Origin of the sequence: Desulfobaculum xiamenense (genome assembly GCF_011927665.1) — a bacterium.
GTDB lineage: Bacteria > Desulfobacterota > Desulfovibrionia > Desulfovibrionales > Desulfovibrionaceae > Desulfobaculum > Desulfobaculum xiamenense.
In genome coordinates this window covers 1,381,059-1,396,953 of sequence record NZ_JAATJA010000001.1, presented here as the reverse complement: position 1 = coordinate 1,396,953, position 15,895 = coordinate 1,381,059, and the positions used below count along the sequence as shown (strand labels likewise).

Below are 15,895 nucleotides of genomic sequence, written 5' to 3'. Positions count from 1 at the left end.
ATCAGTAGCGATGGATGATGGTCACGCTGCCGCTTCTGGCCCAGAGTTCCAGCTTGCGGCGCAGGGCTTCCTTGAGCTGCGCGCGCACCGGGGGCACCAGCAGAAGCATGCCCGCGATGTCCGTGGCGAAGCCGGGCGTGAGCAGCATGACGCCCGCCACGAGGATGAGCATGGCGTCCACGAGCTGGCCGGTGGGCGGAATGCCGCGCGACATGTCTTCCCGGATGCGCATGAGCACAGACGTACCCTGCTGCCTGGCGAGCCATGCCCCGACGAAGCCCGTGAGCAGCACGATGGCGATGGTCGTCTCCGCGCCGAGCCACGAGCCGACCTTCATGAGCAGGTAGATTTCCACGAGCGGTATGACGGCGAAGGCCGCGAAAAGCTTGAAGAGCATGGTTCGTTTTTCTCCCGTTCGGATTTCCGTTGGCGGAGCATGAATCATTTCGGAGCGTTTGGGAAGGCTGTTCTGGATGTTGAAATGTTAATGCCATGCTTGACGAGTGTTTAGCACAGCTTTATTCTCTATGTCGTTTACATGACTGGCAATGACGAAGGAGGATCGACATGCCTGTGGAGAGAAACGGTGTGGCGGCGCTTGGAGCGCACGCGGCGGGGGTCGGGGCCACGCAGGTGGTGGAGCGTATGATCGACGCGCTGGGCCTTGCCACCCAGAGCGCCCTTGCCCGCGAGCTTGGCGTGAGCCGTGGGGCCATATCCGATGCCAAGGCCAAGAACAAGGTTCCGGCCGAATGGCTGCTCAAGCTTTTTCGTGCGCATTCCATCAACCCCTTCTGGCTGGAGACGGGGCGCGGGGCCAAGTTTCTGCGCGAGGACGTGGTGCGCGAGAACGTCGCCGATACGCCGGAACAGGGACGACAGGGCGAGTACGAATTCATTCCGCTGGTGGCGGCGCGCCTTGCCGGGGGCGGCGGTAGCGCGGAGACCAGCGACCGTGTGGTGGGATATTACGCCTTTCGTCGCTCGTGGCTGCGCGGCAAGGGCAGCATCGACGACATGCGCCTCATGCGCGTGACGGGCGAGAGCATGGAGCCGACGCTGGAGGATGAGGACGTGGTCCTCGTGGACCTGTCGCAGTGCGACATTCTGGTCGGTAAGATATACGCCGTGCGCATGGACGACGAGATCGTGGTCAAGCGGCTGGAGCGCAAGCCGGGCAAGCTTGTTCTGGTCAGCGACAACCGTCGCTTCTATGAGCCGCTGGAGGTGCCGGTGGGCGATCAGATCAATGTCGAAGTGCTGGGGCGCGTCATCTGGATGGCCCGCGAGTTGATGTAGCGGTTTCGAATGGTTCGGCACACCGACGTGCCGAGGATGCGTGACGAGGCAGTCGCCGGAAGGCGGCTGCCTCGTCGTGCGTTCAGGGGGATGCCACCGGCCGCGAGGGGGGCCGGGGTTGTGCTACTGCGCGCAGAGCGTCTTGTGCGGGACCTTGAGGCGCACCGTGCAGAACGTCGTGCACAGGGTGAAGGCCTCGTCCTCCAGCGATGCCTGCCGGAGGAGTTCGAGAGACAGCGGCGACAGGGGCCGCGTGCCGATTTCGAGGTAGTCCAGCAGGTCCTGCGCGCAGGAAAATACGAGGGCGGAGGTCATGTCGCGTTTGCCGCAGCTCGTGATGTGGAAGATCGAGGACAGGACATACTGCCCGAAGGCCGTGCGGTAGAGGCAGGTGTCCATCCAGTCTTCCTTGAAGCCGACGAACTCGCGTTCATCCACCTGCGCGAGCTGGGCGCCGTTGAAGACGAGGTCCGGTTTGCCGTTTCTCTTCAACGTGAACTGTTCCATGTTGCTCCCCCCTTTACATGTCCGTGACGATTGAAAGTCCTTCATGCATGCCGGAGTCGGGATAACGAGACTTAGACCAAGTCTAAAGCAGAAATGCGAAGGAATGTAAAGGGGGGAGCGTCAATTTTGTTTGGTTGGTCCTTTCTGTTCGGCCTCGCTGTTGTGGTGCTTTGGAAAATATCATGCATCACGGGGTGATGCGTTGTGGAGCCTGCTAGGCCGATGGGCGCAGGCCGTACAGGGTTTCGTACTTGCGGGCGAGGTGTGCCGCCAGTGGTGCCGGTGTGGGGTCCTGCCCGGTGACGGCGCGGACGATCTCACGCGGGGTCTGGCGGGCCGCGCGGGAGTGGATGTTTGTCCGCAGCCAGTCGAGAAGCGGGGCGAATTCTCCGCGCGCGAACATGGCGTCCGGATTGCCGATGCCCGCGCGGATGGTTTCCATGAACTGCGCGGCGTAGATGTTGCCGAGGGCATAGGTCGGGAAGTAGCCGATAAGCCCCGAGGCCCAGTGGACGTCCTGCATGGCTCCGGAAGCGTGATCCGGCGGGGTGAGGCCCAGCAGTTCGCGCATGCCTTCGTTCCACGCGTCGGGGATGTCGGCGGCGCGCAGGTCGCCGCGCAGGAGCGCCAACTCCAGATCGAAGCGCAACAGGATGTGCAGATTGTAGGTCACCTCGTCGGCGTCGGTTCTGATGAGGCCGGGCTGCACGGTGTTGACCGCGAAGTGGAAGGCGTCCGTGCCGATGCCGCGCAGGGAGTCCAGCGCGTAGGAGGCGAGGGGGAGGAAATGGACCCAGAATCCCCGCGAGCGCGCCACCATGTTCTCCCACATCCGCGACTGCGACTCGTGGATGCCGAGCGACGCCGAACGTCCGCAGGGCGTGCCGAAGTGCGCGCCGGGCAGGCCCTGGCTGTAGAGCGCATGCCCGCATTCGTGGATCGCCCCGAAGAAGGATTCGGCGAAGTCGTCCTCGCGATAGCGGGTGGTGATGCGGATGTCGCCGGGACCGATGCGTGTGCAGAAGGGGTGGACAGTGGTGTCCATGCGCCCGCCGGTGAAGTCGAAGCCGAGGGTGCGGATGACGTGGCGCACGAGGCGTTCCTGATCGGCCAGCGGATAGCGGCGGCCCACGAGCGCTATCTTCGGTTCCTTGCCGGAGCCGAGGATGCGGTCGAGCAGGGAGACGGTGGTGCGCTTGAGTTCGGCGAACAGGGGGGTGATGGACGCCGTTGTCTCGCCGGGTTCGTACTCGTCGAGGAGCGCGTCGTAGGGTTCGCTTTCGTAACCCACGGCTTCGGCCTCCTCGCGGCGCAGCTTCACCAGTTCGTCGAGGTAGGGCAGGAAGGCGGCCCAGTTGTTTTCCGGGCGCAGGCGTTCCCATGCGCTTTCGCCTTCGGACGCGGTGCGCGCGATGGCCACGGCGAGGTTCGCCGGAATGCGCGACGCGCGGGTGAACTCGCGCCGCCAGCCGCGCAGGTTGGCGGCGAGGTCGGACTCCGGGCCGTCCGCCAGTTCGAGGGGAACGCAGGATTCCAGCGCCTCGCCGATGCGTTCGTCGGTTCTGCGCGCGTGGACCACGCGGGTGAGCGCGGCGATCTGTTCGGCGCGGTGGTTGTGCCCTGCGGCGGGGATGTTGGTGCCCTGATCCCAGTGCAGGAGCGATATGGTCGATTCGAGACGGGCCGTTTCCATGCAGTGGTTGCGCAGCCAGTCGTAAGCTTCTCTTGGTGGCATTGGTCCTCCGGGACGTTTGGGGGGATCGATCATGCCATCCTAGGAGATTTGCAGGAAAAGGGGAATCGGGAAGGCGGGAGCGGGGTGGCGCTTTCCGTCGAAAGCGCCACCCCGTGTGAAAATTACAGGGACTGGATGAATAGGCGCACACCGTCTTCGAGCATCTGGAACGACATGAGGATGAGGATGAGCCCCATCAGGCGTTCCGCAGCGCGAAGCCCCCGTCTGCCCAGAAGCCGTGTGAGCACCGGGATGAGCAGCATGATCACGACCGTTGCCGTCCACGAGACCACAATGGCCGGAAGCAGTATGGCGCTACTTTCCGGGCGGTGGGCATAGAGCATCACGGCGGCCAGAAGCGACGGCCCGGCGATGAGTGGGACGGCAATGGGCACGATGAAGGGGTCCGTCGCGGAGCTTTCGGGCGTTTCGCCTTCCGAGGGAGGGAAGACCATCTTCATGGAGATGACGAAGAGAATGACGCCGCCAGCCATGCGCAAGGTGGACTGGCCGATGTCGAGCATTCCGAGCAGTCCCTCACCCAGATACTGGAAGAGCATCACGACCATGAGCGCGAAGACGCATTCGCGCACGATGATGGCCCGCTGGCGTCCGGGCGTGTAGTTGCGCAGAAGCGAGAGCGATACCGCACCGTTGCCGATGGGGTCCATGATGAGAAACAGCGGGAAGGCCAGTTCGAATATGGATCTGATAAGCTCGTAATTGTTCATGAAGAGGCTCCGGAAGTGTGTTGGCGTCCGCGCGGTGTTGAAGATGCGGACGCTACGGGAGGACGCGGTATACCCATTTGCCGCCGAATGGCAAGCGTTTCAGCGTGATAGACTGAAAATGCGCCTGTGACGGGTTAAAATGCGGAATTCCCCTTTTGCGTAGGGCGTTCGGTGCTTATACTCGGGGTAGGCGTGGCGAAGCATTTTCATCCATCCGAACCCCGGAGCTGATCATGCAGCAGATCGGCGAAGTGGCCGCCCTGAGCGGGCAGGCCAACGCGGAATCGGCTGAGGGAATGCGCTCCCTTTCGGTGGGAAGTCCCATCTACGCCGACGATGTCCTCGTGACGTCCGGCGGAGCGCATATGGAAATCAGATTCGCGGACGACTCTGTGCTGTCGCAGGGACCGGACGCGCGGCTCACCGTGGACGAATTCGTCTACGAAGCGGGCAATCCCGCGGCTTCGACGCTGCTGGTCAACATGGCCAAAGGCACCTTCCGCATGGTGACCGGAAAGATCGTCGAAGACAACCCCGAAGGGATCTCGGTGCAATCGCCTCTGGCCACCATAGGCATTCGCGGCACGGGCGCGGACTTTCTCATAGGCTCGGACGGCAGCGAGAAGTACGGCATCTTCGATTATCACGACATGGATCTCGTCATCACCACCGAGCAGGGGACGAGGTTCATCACCGGGGCGGGCGTCATTGTGGACGTTTTCATGGACGGAAGCATGGGCATGCCGCGTCCCTACACTCCCACGGAAAAGCAGTTCCTGCGCAGCATCGCGCCGATCACCATCGTTCCCGGCTTGTATCAGGCTCCGGACGCTCCGCCCGAGGATGCAGGCCCAGAGGGTGAAGGCGGCGAGGAGGGGCAGGGTGAGGGCGAAGGCGAGGAGGCCGCGCCCGAAGGTGATGGTGAAGGTGAAGGAGGCGAGGGAGAGGGCGATGGTGAGGGCGAAGGAGAAGGCGAACCCGGCGAAGGCGATGAGCTAGCCGAGGGAGAGGAACTCGGCGAGGAACTGCCCGGCGAGGGCGAGGGGGACCTCGTGGACGAGGCTCCCGAGCTTGGGGACGAACTGGCCGCGGACGACTTCGAGGGCGAAGAACTTCCCGGCGAGGGGGAGGGCGACGAGTTCGGGGACGAACTGACGGCCCTTGGCGACGAGGGGGACCTTGGCCCCGACGAGGGGCCGGAAGGACCGGAAGGCCCCGCCCTTGGGGATGAATTGGGCGATGCGGGCGATTTCGGCGATGAATTCGGTCTTGACGGATTCACGGGGGATTTGGGGCAGGGCGATTTTGGAATCCCGGACGGGGACCAAGGCTTCGGCGAAGGTGACGCGTTCGGCACGCAACCCTTTGTTTCTACGGTCCCTGGCACAAGCACCGTGCCCGGCACCCTTGCCGACACCATACTTTTCGTACCGACACTGCCAACGACCACCTTCGACGACGATGACGACATCATCCCCATACTGGCCGACGACACACTTCCGTCGGTGGATACGACTCCCGCAAGTGACACGCAGGTGTCCGGCGATTTCGATGATGATCACGATTTCGATTTCAGCCAGCTGAACAAGATTGTGGGCACCTCCGGAAGCGACTGCCTGCCCGGAACTTCGGGCGGCGACGCCATCTTCGGCGGCGACGGCAACGATACCCTCGATGGCGGCGCGGGGAGCGACTACCTTGAGGGCGGCGCGGGCGATGACGTGGTCCACGGCGGCGACGGCTCGGACTTCATCATGAGCGGCGCGGGCAACGACCTCTACTACGGCGACAGCCCCTACGACAATTTCGACTGGATCGAGTACGACCGCGACATGGAGGGCGATTATACCTACGGTCGTAACGGCGACGGTACAGGCGTCTACGTCCAGCTTGGCGACGGAACCGTGGTCGGCTCCGGGCACGGTTACGCCATCGACGAGTGGGGAGACACCGATACGCTCATCGGCATCGAAGGCGTGATCGGCGGCTTCTTCCGCGACACGATCATCGGCAACTCCGCCGACAACGAGTTGATCGGCCTTGAGCTTGAGGACAGCATCAACGGCGCGGGCGGTTCGGACTACATCGATGGTGGCGAGGGTAACGACACACTCATCGGCGGAACCGGAACCGAAAGCGGATTCGATCAGATTTCCGGCGGCTCCGGCAACGACCTCATCTACGGCGGCAACGAGACCGCCGATCCCGGCGATCCTACGTCCGGCTTCCTGGGTACGATGTTCGACCCGCATAATGCGCTTGAAAGCGGCCTTGGCGGAGCTGCCGGATTCGGCGAGAATAGCCTCGCCCGAGGCACGACCGCTTCGCAGTATGTGGACCTTACTTCCGCCTTTGCGACGGGGCTTTCCTTCGGCGGGCAGACGTACACCGGGCTGTACGTCAACACCAACGGCACGCTGAGCTTCGGCTCCGCCTTCACGCAGACGCAGACCAGCCCGCTTTCGCTCGTTACCGTTCCGGTCATCGCGCCGTTCTGGGCATACATCGACACCAGCGGCGGACCGTCTCCCTATGCGGACCTCATGGACGGCAATTCCGAGGGCACCAACCTCGTGTGGTACGACGTGGATTCCACGCACGGCACGCTGACCGTGACCTGGGACGACGTGGGCTACGCTCCGGGGCGCATCGACAAACTCAACGCCTTCCAGATTCAGATTATCAACCGCAGTGATCGCGGCGCTGGCGACTATGACGTCATCATCCGCTACGAGGACATCGGCTGGGTGGACAACCTCGACCCCCTTGGCGACACAGCCGCCGAGGAGAATCCCGCCCGCATCGGCTGGACCGACGGGCAGGGCGGATTCGACGAACCCAAGGAGTCCGGCACCGCCGACGACCTCTTCGATCTCGCCATGCAGGGCGGCAACGTGGGGTCGCCCGGGTTCTGGTACTTCCAGATCATCAATGGCGAATTCGTCGAGATGGCCAAGCATAGCGACGCGCTCTTCGGCGGCGACGGCGACGACACCATCTACGGCGAGGGCGGCAACGACGAGATTGGCGGCGACTTCGGTAACGACAAGATCTACGGCGGCACTGGCGATGACCAGCTCCACGGCGGCGACGGGCTCGACACCATCGAGGGCGGCCTCGGCAACGACTATATAAGCGGCGATCTCGATAACGACCTGCTCTACGGCGACGACTCCCTGTCGACCCTCGGCGGCAACGACACCGTGGAAGGCTGGGACGGCAACGACACCATCTATGGCAACGCCGGGCTGGATTCCCTGAATGGCGGCTTCGGTGACGACTCCGTCAGCGGCGGAGCCGGGGCTGACAGCATCTACGGCGACGACGGTAACGACACCCTGCGCGGCGACGCGGGCAACGACACCATAGTCGGCGGCTTCGGCGCGGATTCCATGGAGGGTGGGGCCGGGAACGACACCGTCCTCGGCGGCGACGACAACGATATCCTCTACGGCGACGATTCATTGAACACCACCACGGGTGACGACTCCATGGTCGGTGGCTTCGGCAACGACACCATGTACGGCGGGCAGGGGCTGGACATGATGTACGGCGACGATGGCAACGATTCCATGATCGGCGGCACTGGCAATGACACCATGGATGGCGGGCTGCACGACGACTACATGGACGGCGACGGCCTGACCTACAGCCTGAGCGGCGGCGGAAACGATTCCATCTACGGCGGCTTCGGCAACGACACCATCTTCGGACGCTCCGGGGCGGATATGCTCTACGGGGCCGATGACAACGACTCCATCGACGGTGGTGAGGGCAACGATACCGTTTCCGGCGATTCCGGCGACGACACGCTCTCCGGAGGCGCGGGCAACGACTACGTCTATGGTGGCATCGGCTACGACGAGATTCTCTACGTCGGCGGTACCGATACCCTCGACGGCGGCGACCACACCGACATCCTGTCCTTCGTCTACGGAACCACCGCCCTGAATATGACCCTCGGCTTCAGCTATGACACCCTCTCCTACGCGGGCTACACCATCACCTACCAGAATTTCGAAGGGGTGGCTGGTACCAACTACGCCGATAGCATTGCTGGAAACATGTACGCCAACGAGCTTGGGGGCGGCGGAGGAGACGACACGCTCTTCGGGTATGACGGTACGGATACCCTCGACGGCGGCGCGGGGAATGACATCCTCGATGGCGGCAGTGGAGTGGACGTCCTCTACGGCGATGCCGATGATGACAAGCTTGTGGTGAGCGACGGCAACGACACCTACGACGGCGGCACGGGCATCGATCATCTCGATTTCGTCAATGGAGCGTCCGGGGCGTCCGTTACGCTTGGCACGGGCGGTTCCGGCACCTTTTCCTACAATACCTACACGGGGACCTATACAGGCATCGAGGGGCTCTACGGTTCCCTGCAGAATGACACCTTTACCGGCAATGCCGACGCCAACGTGCTGATGGGCATGGACGGCAACGACCTGCTCTTCGGCGGCGCGGGCGATGACACCCTCTCTGGCGGAAACGGCGTGGATAACCTTGCCGGGCAGGCGGGTAACGACCTGCTGCTCTACGCTCCCGGCGGCGATTCCTACGACGGCGGAACGGAATTCGACATCTTCAGCTTCGAGGAAGGGACCATCGCGTTGAACATCACGCTTGGCGCGGGCGGCTCCGGCAGCGTGACCTACAACAGTGAAACCAACAGCTATGCGGGCATCGAGGGCGTGATCGGAACATCCCTCGCCGATACCATGGTGGGCAACACCTCGGACAACCTCCTCGAAGGCGCAGGCGGCGCGGACACCCTGACCGGCGGCACGGGCAACGACACCTTCTACTATGCCTCTCCGTCGGATGGCGGGGACTACGTGAGCGACTTCAGCAACACTGGGCAGGACGACGTCTTCCAGTTCGACGGCGCATCGTTCTCGCAGAGCGCCGGATTCCAGAGCGCGGCCATTGGCGGCTACGACGGTACCAACGGCTCCATCGGAAGCAGCTCCGCAACCTTCGTGTGGGATTCGTCGAGCGGGCAACTCTGGTACGACTCCAACGGCGACAGCGCGGGCGGACAGACCATGATCGCCACCGTGGCGGGTGATGCCGTCACAGCGGGGGATATCGACGTGCTTGCCCCGACCTAGGGCATCTGTCGGGGAGGGCCGACCGTCCGCCTTCGCGGGGAAGCCCGGACGGTCGGCCTCGCATGCCGCCAAGAGCGGTCACGGAAGAAGGATGGGAGCGCATCATGTCGGCCAAGCAGAACATAGGCATTCTTGTTGGTGAACCGTGCGTCCCCGTGGCCAATATCATCGCGAAGATACTCGCGGATAACGGCTACCGGAAGATCGCCTACTCCACCGATCGCGACGAGATATTCGTCATCCTCAAGAAGCGCGAGACGGACATCGCGCTTCTCGACTTCGACCTCGCCGTGGCGGACCGCTTTGAACTCATCGACCGCATCGCCACGGACCGCGAGCTCTATCACCTGCCGCTCCTGCTCATGGGGCGGGGGGCGTCCGCCGCCATGGTGGCCGAGGCCCTGCGCCTTGGCGGGCGCGACTACATCAACAAGCCGTTTACGCCCTATCTGCTCATGGTCCGTATCGAGAAGATTCTCTTCGGCCCGCGTGAGCCCATCCGCAGGACCATCTTCAAGGAAAAGGGCGTCAATGGTCCGGATGCCACACATCCGGAACTTACGCCGCGTTCCGAGCATGTGACATTGCAGATAGAGCAGGCCCGCAAGCTGTACGAGGAGGGCCTGAACCTTCTGGAGTTGCGCAAGTACGACCGGGCCATTGCCAAGTTCGCCGCGGCCGTGCGCGTGCACATGCTCTATCCGGAGGCGTACGTTGGGCTGGCCGAGGCCTTTCGCGGGCAGGGCAATCTGGAGCGCTGGGGGCAGTTCATGAGCAAGGCTGCGGAGACCTGTGCGTGGCTCGATAGGGACGCCGCCGCTTCGGACATCTTCGCCAAAACGCGCAAGCTCGACGCCACGGCGCCGAATCCCTTCAAAACCGTGGCCGACCATATGGCAGGGCAGCGCAATGCGAGCGAGCTGGAGCGCCTCTACACCCGCGCGCTGGAGTTGGACCCGCACAACGATGCCGTGCGCCTCGCCCTTGCCCGTGTGCACATGGAGGCCGGACGGCGCGACGAGGCGGCCGGGGTGCTTTCCCAGTTGTCGTCACGCGGCGATGTGCCCGAGGAGTTGCGGGAACTGGTGCTTTCCGTGACGAGGGCCGATGCGCGGGCCACGGCATCAACGGGCGCACGGGTGGACTTCATCGAGACGGCAGCGGCCTTCGACGGGCCGGAGAAGCGCCGGGTGAAGCGGATCCCGCTGGCGGAATATGCCGCGCGACTCCCCCAGCGCGAGCAGAATTTCCACATGATCGATGCCAGTGCGCTGGGCGTGAGCTTCAAGCACGGGGGCGAGTCCTTTGAAATCGGCGAGGAATTGGTTTTCGATCTTGTGTCGATGAGCGGCGTGAAGGTTCGCAAGATGGGGGCCGTGGTCCGGCGCGTCACACCCCTTGTGGTGGGGTGCGAATTGCAGGGGCTGTCGCAGGATCAGAAGGAACAGTATGCGGGTGTCATTCCCTGCGACGAATCCGGAGAGGGCGCGTCAGGGTGATAGGGGCAGGCGGATGGTGAACGTGGTGCCCCTGCCCGGTTCCGATTCGACGGAAATCGTCCCGCCGTGCTTTTCCACGATGACCGAGTGGGCGATGTTCAGCCCTTGGCCTGTGCCCTTGCCGACCTCCTTGGTGGTGAAGAACGGGTCGAAGATGTAGGGCTGGATTTCGGGCGGGATGCCGCAGCCCGTGTCGGTGATGGCGATGACGGCATGGCCGTCTTCCGCGCGCACGCGCAGGGTGATGAGTCCCTTCGCCTCTGAGCCCTTGCCTACCACGGACTCGATGGCGTGGGCCGCGTTGATGATCATGTTCAGGATGACCTGATTGAACTCGTCCGGCAGGCAGACCACGGGCGGCATGCCCGGCGCGATGTCCAGTTCCAGATCAGCCACGTATTTCCATTCGTTTCGTGAGATGGTCACGGTGCTTTCGATGGCCTGCCCGAGGTCCACCGGAACCTTTTCGCGCGCGCCGGGGTGGGAGAAGGTTTTCATGGATTGCACGATTTTCGTGACGCGTTCGATGCCTTCCATTGTTTGCGCAAAGGCCGAGGGAATTTCCTCGTGCAGGTAGTCGAGGTCTACCTCGTCCTTGATGGCGTCGAGTTCTGTCAGTTCGCGCACGGCGGCCTGCGCCTCGCGAGCGGCCTCGGCCACGGCGTCGTAACGCTCGATGAGTCTGGCGTAGTCGTCGAAGGCGTCGCGCAGAAAGCGCGTGTTGTCCCCCACGTACTGCGTGGGGGTGTTGATTTCGTGGGCGATGCCCGCCGCGAGCTGGCCGATGGATTCGAGCTTCTGCGCTTGCAGGGATTGGTGCTGCATGAGCACGAGGTCCGTGATGTCGCTGCCGAGCAGCAGGCAGCCGTGGCGCTGCTCGCCGATGTCCCGGATGGGATGCAGGGAGAGGCCGAGGATGCGTTTGCGCCCGTCGGCGCGGGTGAAATGGACTTCGTCCAGCCGGGAGGATTCGCCCTGCGTCTGGCAGAGGGTGACGGCTGCGCCGACCATCTGCTGATTCCATGCGAGTTGCAGTTCGTCGAGCGTTTTCCCCGATGCGTCGGTGGGGGTGATGCCGAAGGTTTCCACGGCCTTCTGGTTCCAGTGGCGTATGTGCTCCTTCTGGTCCACGCTTATGAGGATGGACGAGATGGACGACAGCAGCAGTTCGAGTTCCGCATTGGCCGTGCGCAGTTCGCGCTCTGTCTCCTTGAGGGCCGTTATGTCGATGAAGTTGTGGACGATGGAGCGCTTGCCGCCAAGCAGGGCAACGATCTCGTTGCCGAGGATGGGCACGTTTTCCCCCGTGGCGGTAACGAGCGTGCCTTGCCCGGACAATCCCCTGATGGCCGCCCCCTCGCTGATGCATAGCGTGTGCTGCCCCGGAACGATGAAGGCCGAGAAGTCGCGGCCGATCAGTTCCTCCCGCGCGAGGCCGATGAGCGCTGAGGCCACGGGGTTTACGTCCAGGATGTCGAAGGTGTCGATGTCTGCGACGATGATCCCCGCCTGCATGCTGTTGAAGATGGTTCGCAGCCATTTTTCGCTTTCGCTTAGGCTACGCTCCACCATGCGCTGTCGCGTCACGTCCAGCGCGAGGCCCACCACCCGGCTGGCCCGGCCGTATTCGTCGAAATCAACGGCCTTGGCGTAAATTTCCAGATGCATCCAGTGCCCATCCTCGTGTCGGAGCCGGAAGCGGGTATGAATATCCTGATCCGTTCCGGAGACGAAATCCCGGTATTCCTGTTGCAGGCTTGGGCGGTCCTCCGGGGCGATGCGCTCCATCCACCAGCCCGCGTCGAAGGCTTCGACCGGAAGTCCGCCAAGGGGAAGGCCCATGAGCGGGGCGATGCGCGGATCGAGATAGCCGGTATCCCGCCGTGGGGGAATCGTGTGCTCGTAGACGACGGCTCCGCTGGTCTCCAGCGCCAGCGCCATGCGTTGCTCATTCAAGCGTAGGATGTGTTCCATGCGTTTGCGCTCGGTGATGTCCTGCCCGTAGACGTTGACGTACCCCTGATCGGGAACTGGGGCGAAGATGAAGGCGAAAGCCCTGTCACCGATGACCATTTCCTCCTGCACCACGTCATTGTGGTGCAGGCAGGCGCCAATGGCGCTGGCGAACGCTTCGGGAAGCGCGTCGAGTTGCATGTCTGGTTGCATGTCGGGTGACATGTTGGGCCAGATCGCGTCGCGGGCGGGAGCGTTGGCGTAGAGCACCGTTCCGGTGGTGGACATGCGCATGATCGGGGCGGGGTTCTCGTCCGGAAAGCGGGCGAGGGCACGGCGTTCGCGCTCAATGCGGCGCTCTTCCGTGACGTCGCGCAACATGAGGAGAAGGTGGTGACGCCCGCCGTAGTCGAGGCTGGTCGCCCGCAGGTCCGATTCGAAGAAGGTGTCGTCCGTGCGCCTGCATCGCGGGGATGCGGAGCGTTCGTCGTATGCCGCGATGCTCTTGAGGATTCGTGATGCTGTTTCGCAGTCCTCGGGGTGGATGATCTCCGCGAGCGGGCGCCCGGCGAGGTCGCCTTCCCCAGCCCGGAAGAGTTTCTGCGCCGCGCTGTTCGCCTCGCGCACGGTGCCCGAGTCGTCGAGGATGAGCAGCCCGTCGGAGACCGCCTCGAAGATGATTCTGTAGAGGCGTTCGCGCTGTTCGATCTCGTGTGTGCGTTGCTCCACGCGTTCTTCGAGCAGGCGGTGGGCGCGGGTGTTTTCGCTTGCTGCGTCGCGCAGTCTGGTCATCAGCACGTTGAAGTGTCGGGCGATGGTCCCGAGCTCGTCGGTACGGATTTTCGGCGTATTCTCGGCGGCATGGGCGGTATAGTCGCCCATGGCCGCACGCTGCATGGTGGCGAGCAGGCGTCCCATGCGGGCCTGGGTGCGTGTCGCGATCAGAAGGGCCATGAGCAGCCCGGTAGCCAGTCCTGCGCCGGTGACGCCGAATACGGCAGTGCGCAGTGGTCCGAGGTTTGCCCCGAGGGCGTCCGGCGCACCGCAGGTGAGCACGACCCATCCGGATTCCGGCATGTGCAGGTGGTGTAGCCGCAGGTGCCGAGGCGCTGGGGATGATGGCAGTATGGCCATGATGTCCTGAAATCCGGCGGGGGAATCGAGGGCGTTATGTATGTAGGGTACGCCGTTCACGTCGCGCAGGTGCTTCATGTTGGCCTTGAGCCACGGGTGGATGACGACGGAACCCGAGGTCGTGATGATGGCCGAGAAACCGATGGGACTGATGGTGTTGGCCATGACGCCAGCGCGCATGTCCTCCGGGTTCACGAGGTTCTGCATGGCGGAGCGCTCGACGCTGACGGAGACGATCCAGTCCCACGGCAGGAAGTGGACCATGTATAGCATCTTGGGCACCGGTTTCGGGTGGAATTCGTCGAGCAGTTCGTATTCGAGGTATCCGGTCTTGCGCCGGAGCTGTTCACGGATGAACGGGAGGGCGCTTGCGTCCCGCCCTTCGATTTCCTTGCGGGGGTGCAGGACGACCTTTCCGCGTCCGGTCAGGATGTGGATGTAGCCGGTGGGGCCGATCCTGTGGTTGCGCAGGATGTCGTGGGCGCGTTTCTGCGCCTCGGCCTCGGTCAGTTCGCCCTGGGCCGCTCGATTGAAGAGAATGTTCAGGATACGGAGTTGCTCTTCGGCCACGGTGCGCAGATTCTCCTTGACGGCCGTGGACGAGGTGGTCCGGACCAGCGTGACGATGGAGGAGGCGCAGTGCTCCAGTTCTGCGTCGAGCCGCAGTCTGTCCGTATGGCGCAGGGACAGTTCGAGCGTGGCCGCCACGGAGCCGAGGGCGACGATGAAGATGGCCGCGAATGCGACGAAGAAGCGGAAGGCAATGCTGGTGCGCAGATTGGCACCCGGCACTGCCGTCCCTTCGGTGCGGCGCGTTTCCGGAGGTGTGGAGGTGGCCATCTTCCAACACTATGTCACGCGGGGGTTCTGCACAACACGCATCCGCGCTTGCGTGGGCCGTTGGCATTTTCTCCATGCGGGGGCGCTGGCGGGGGCTGGCGAGTTCTGGTACAGATTGTCTTTCGCGTAGCGCGGTTGCGTGCGCATGGAGGTCGTCATGGGATTGAGGACTCAGTTGCTTGGAAGCCTGATCCGTAAGCAGTTCGAGGAGCATTCCGACGAGCTGCGGGCCGAGGTGGACCGGGTGAAGTCCATTCGCAGTGTTGCGGATGCCAAGACCTACGCCGCGGAAAAGGGCGGGGAAGCGAAGGAAATGTGGCGCGAGCACGGCCCGGCCGTGAAGTCCGCCGTGCGTCGGGAATGGGAACGCCTCCGGAAACGGTGGCAGGACGATGACGGAAGCCGTTAGGGCTTCGATGGCAGGAATGCGGGCATGCTGTTCGGTATCGAGAATTTTTTTGTGTTCATGGCTGCGGGGATTCTGCTCAATGTGACGCCGGGGCCGGACATGTTCTATGTGGCCACGCGTAGCGCCGGGCAGGGGCGCGCGGCCGGAGTGGCCTCCGCGCTGGCCATCGCCTGCGGCGGTGTGGTGCACACCATGGCTGCGTCGCTCGGGCTTTCCGCCGTGCTGGCGCATTCCGCGCTGGCCTTCGACATCGTGCGCTGGGCCGGCGCGGTGTATCTGGTCTGGATGGGGCTTCGGCTCATCCTCTCCCGTCCGGAGGCCGACGCGCACAAGCGCCTGCCCGATGCCCCCGTGGGGAAGATTTTCCGGCAGGGGCTGGTGGTCGCCATTTTCAATCCCAAGGTCGCCCTGTTCTTCCTGTCGTTTTTGCCGCAGTTTGCCAATCCGGCCTCGGCGGACTTCGCCGTGCAGGTGCTGGTTCTGGGGCTCACGTTCTGTGCCACGGGCCTCGCGGTGATGACGACCATCGCCCTGTGCTTCGGGTGTGTGAATGCGTGGGCCTCGGGCCGTCCGGGCCTGCGTCGTTTCCAGACCCGCGCCACGGGCGGCGTGTTCGTGACCATGGGGCTGTGCCTCGGTCTCGCGGAGCGCTAGCGCGTTTGGGAGGT

10 protein-coding genes are annotated in these 15,895 nt (G+C 63.6%); 5 read left to right on the top strand and 5 right to left on the bottom strand.

All coding sequences use genetic code 11. The features are described 5' to 3' along the window. Position 1 precedes the first annotated feature (1 nt). Entirely contained in the window at positions 2–397 is a 396-nt protein-coding gene (locus GGQ74_RS06395) for an FxsA family protein (protein WP_167940664.1), read from the bottom strand. Positions 398–567: 170 nt separating this feature from the next. Here GGQ74_RS06395 and GGQ74_RS06390 point away from each other — a divergent pair, with 170 nt between their 5' ends. Then, positions 568–1,299: a LexA family transcriptional regulator gene (locus GGQ74_RS06390; protein ID WP_167940663.1), complete on the top strand. Its 732-nt coding sequence runs from the start codon at positions 568–570 to the stop codon at positions 1,297–1,299. 123 nt (positions 1,300–1,422) lie between these two features. Here GGQ74_RS06390 and GGQ74_RS06385 read toward each other — a convergent pair whose 3' ends face one another. From GGQ74_RS06385 to GGQ74_RS06375, 3 genes are all read right to left on the bottom strand, one after another. Beyond that, complete coding sequence (locus GGQ74_RS06385; RefSeq protein ID WP_167940662.1) at positions 1,423–1,806, bottom strand: hypothetical protein; 384 nt, start codon at positions 1,804–1,806, stop codon at positions 1,423–1,425. 214 nt (positions 1,807–2,020) lie between these two features. Next, the gene (locus GGQ74_RS06380) at positions 2,021–3,541 is read right to left on the bottom strand and encodes a carboxypeptidase M32 (protein WP_167940661.1); all 1,521 of its coding nucleotides are present in this window, start codon (positions 3,539–3,541) and stop codon (positions 2,021–2,023) included. Positions 3,542–3,663: 122 nt separating this feature from the next. After that, positions 3,664–4,272 (bottom strand): MarC family protein, encoded by a 609-nt coding sequence (locus GGQ74_RS06375; RefSeq protein ID WP_167940660.1) that lies wholly within the window; start codon positions 4,270–4,272, stop codon positions 3,664–3,666. 233 nt (positions 4,273–4,505) lie between these two features. Here GGQ74_RS06375 and GGQ74_RS06370 point away from each other — a divergent pair, with 233 nt between their 5' ends. Then, complete coding sequence (locus GGQ74_RS06370; RefSeq protein WP_167940659.1) at positions 4,506–9,392, top strand: nidogen-like domain-containing protein; 4,887 nt, start codon at positions 4,506–4,508, stop codon at positions 9,390–9,392. 104 nt (positions 9,393–9,496) lie between these two features. Continuing rightward, a complete protein-coding gene (locus tag GGQ74_RS06365) occupies positions 9,497–10,891 on the top strand; it encodes a tetratricopeptide repeat protein (RefSeq protein ID WP_167940658.1) in 1,395 nt (464 codons plus the stop codon). On the opposite strand, the gene GGQ74_RS06360 is transcribed toward GGQ74_RS06365, so the two are convergent. Beyond that, on the bottom strand, positions 10,883–14,818 hold the full coding sequence (locus GGQ74_RS06360) for a PAS domain S-box protein (RefSeq protein WP_167940657.1): 3,936 nt from the start codon (positions 14,816–14,818) through the stop codon (positions 10,883–10,885). The genes GGQ74_RS06365 and GGQ74_RS06360 overlap by 9 nt on opposite strands. A gap of 157 nt (positions 14,819–14,975) precedes the next feature. Here GGQ74_RS06360 and GGQ74_RS06355 point away from each other — a divergent pair, with 157 nt between their 5' ends. After that, complete coding sequence (locus GGQ74_RS06355; protein ID WP_167940656.1) at positions 14,976–15,227, top strand: hypothetical protein; 252 nt, start codon at positions 14,976–14,978, stop codon at positions 15,225–15,227. Positions 15,228–15,251: 24 nt separating this feature from the next. Further along, complete coding sequence (locus tag GGQ74_RS06350) at positions 15,252–15,881, top strand: LysE family translocator (protein ID WP_167940655.1); 630 nt, start codon at positions 15,252–15,254, stop codon at positions 15,879–15,881. Positions 15,882–15,895: the final 14 nt, after the last annotated feature.

Coding starts and splice junctions, on each gene's coding strand:
- GGQ74_RS06350 (WP_167940655.1), top strand. CDS start 15,252: ATGCTGTTCGGTATCGAGAATTTTTTTGTGTTCATGGCTGCGGGGATT.
- GGQ74_RS06355 (WP_167940656.1), top strand. CDS start 14,976: ATGGGATTGAGGACTCAGTTGCTTGGAAGCCTGATCCGTAAGCAGTTC.
- GGQ74_RS06365 (WP_167940658.1), top strand. CDS start 9,497: ATGTCGGCCAAGCAGAACATAGGCATTCTTGTTGGTGAACCGTGCGTC.
- GGQ74_RS06360 (WP_167940657.1), bottom strand. CDS start 14,818: ATGGCCACCTCCACACCTCCGGAAACGCGCCGCACCGAAGGGACGGCA.
- GGQ74_RS06390 (WP_167940663.1), top strand. CDS start 568: ATGCCTGTGGAGAGAAACGGTGTGGCGGCGCTTGGAGCGCACGCGGCG.
- GGQ74_RS06395 (WP_167940664.1), bottom strand. CDS start 397: ATGCTCTTCAAGCTTTTCGCGGCCTTCGCCGTCATACCGCTCGTGGAA.
- GGQ74_RS06370 (WP_167940659.1), top strand. CDS start 4,506: ATGCAGCAGATCGGCGAAGTGGCCGCCCTGAGCGGGCAGGCCAACGCG.
- GGQ74_RS06385 (WP_167940662.1), bottom strand. CDS start 1,806: ATGGAACAGTTCACGTTGAAGAGAAACGGCAAACCGGACCTCGTCTTC.
- GGQ74_RS06375 (WP_167940660.1), bottom strand. CDS start 4,272: ATGAACAATTACGAGCTTATCAGATCCATATTCGAACTGGCCTTCCCG.
- GGQ74_RS06380 (WP_167940661.1), bottom strand. CDS start 3,541: ATGCCACCAAGAGAAGCTTACGACTGGCTGCGCAACCACTGCATGGAA.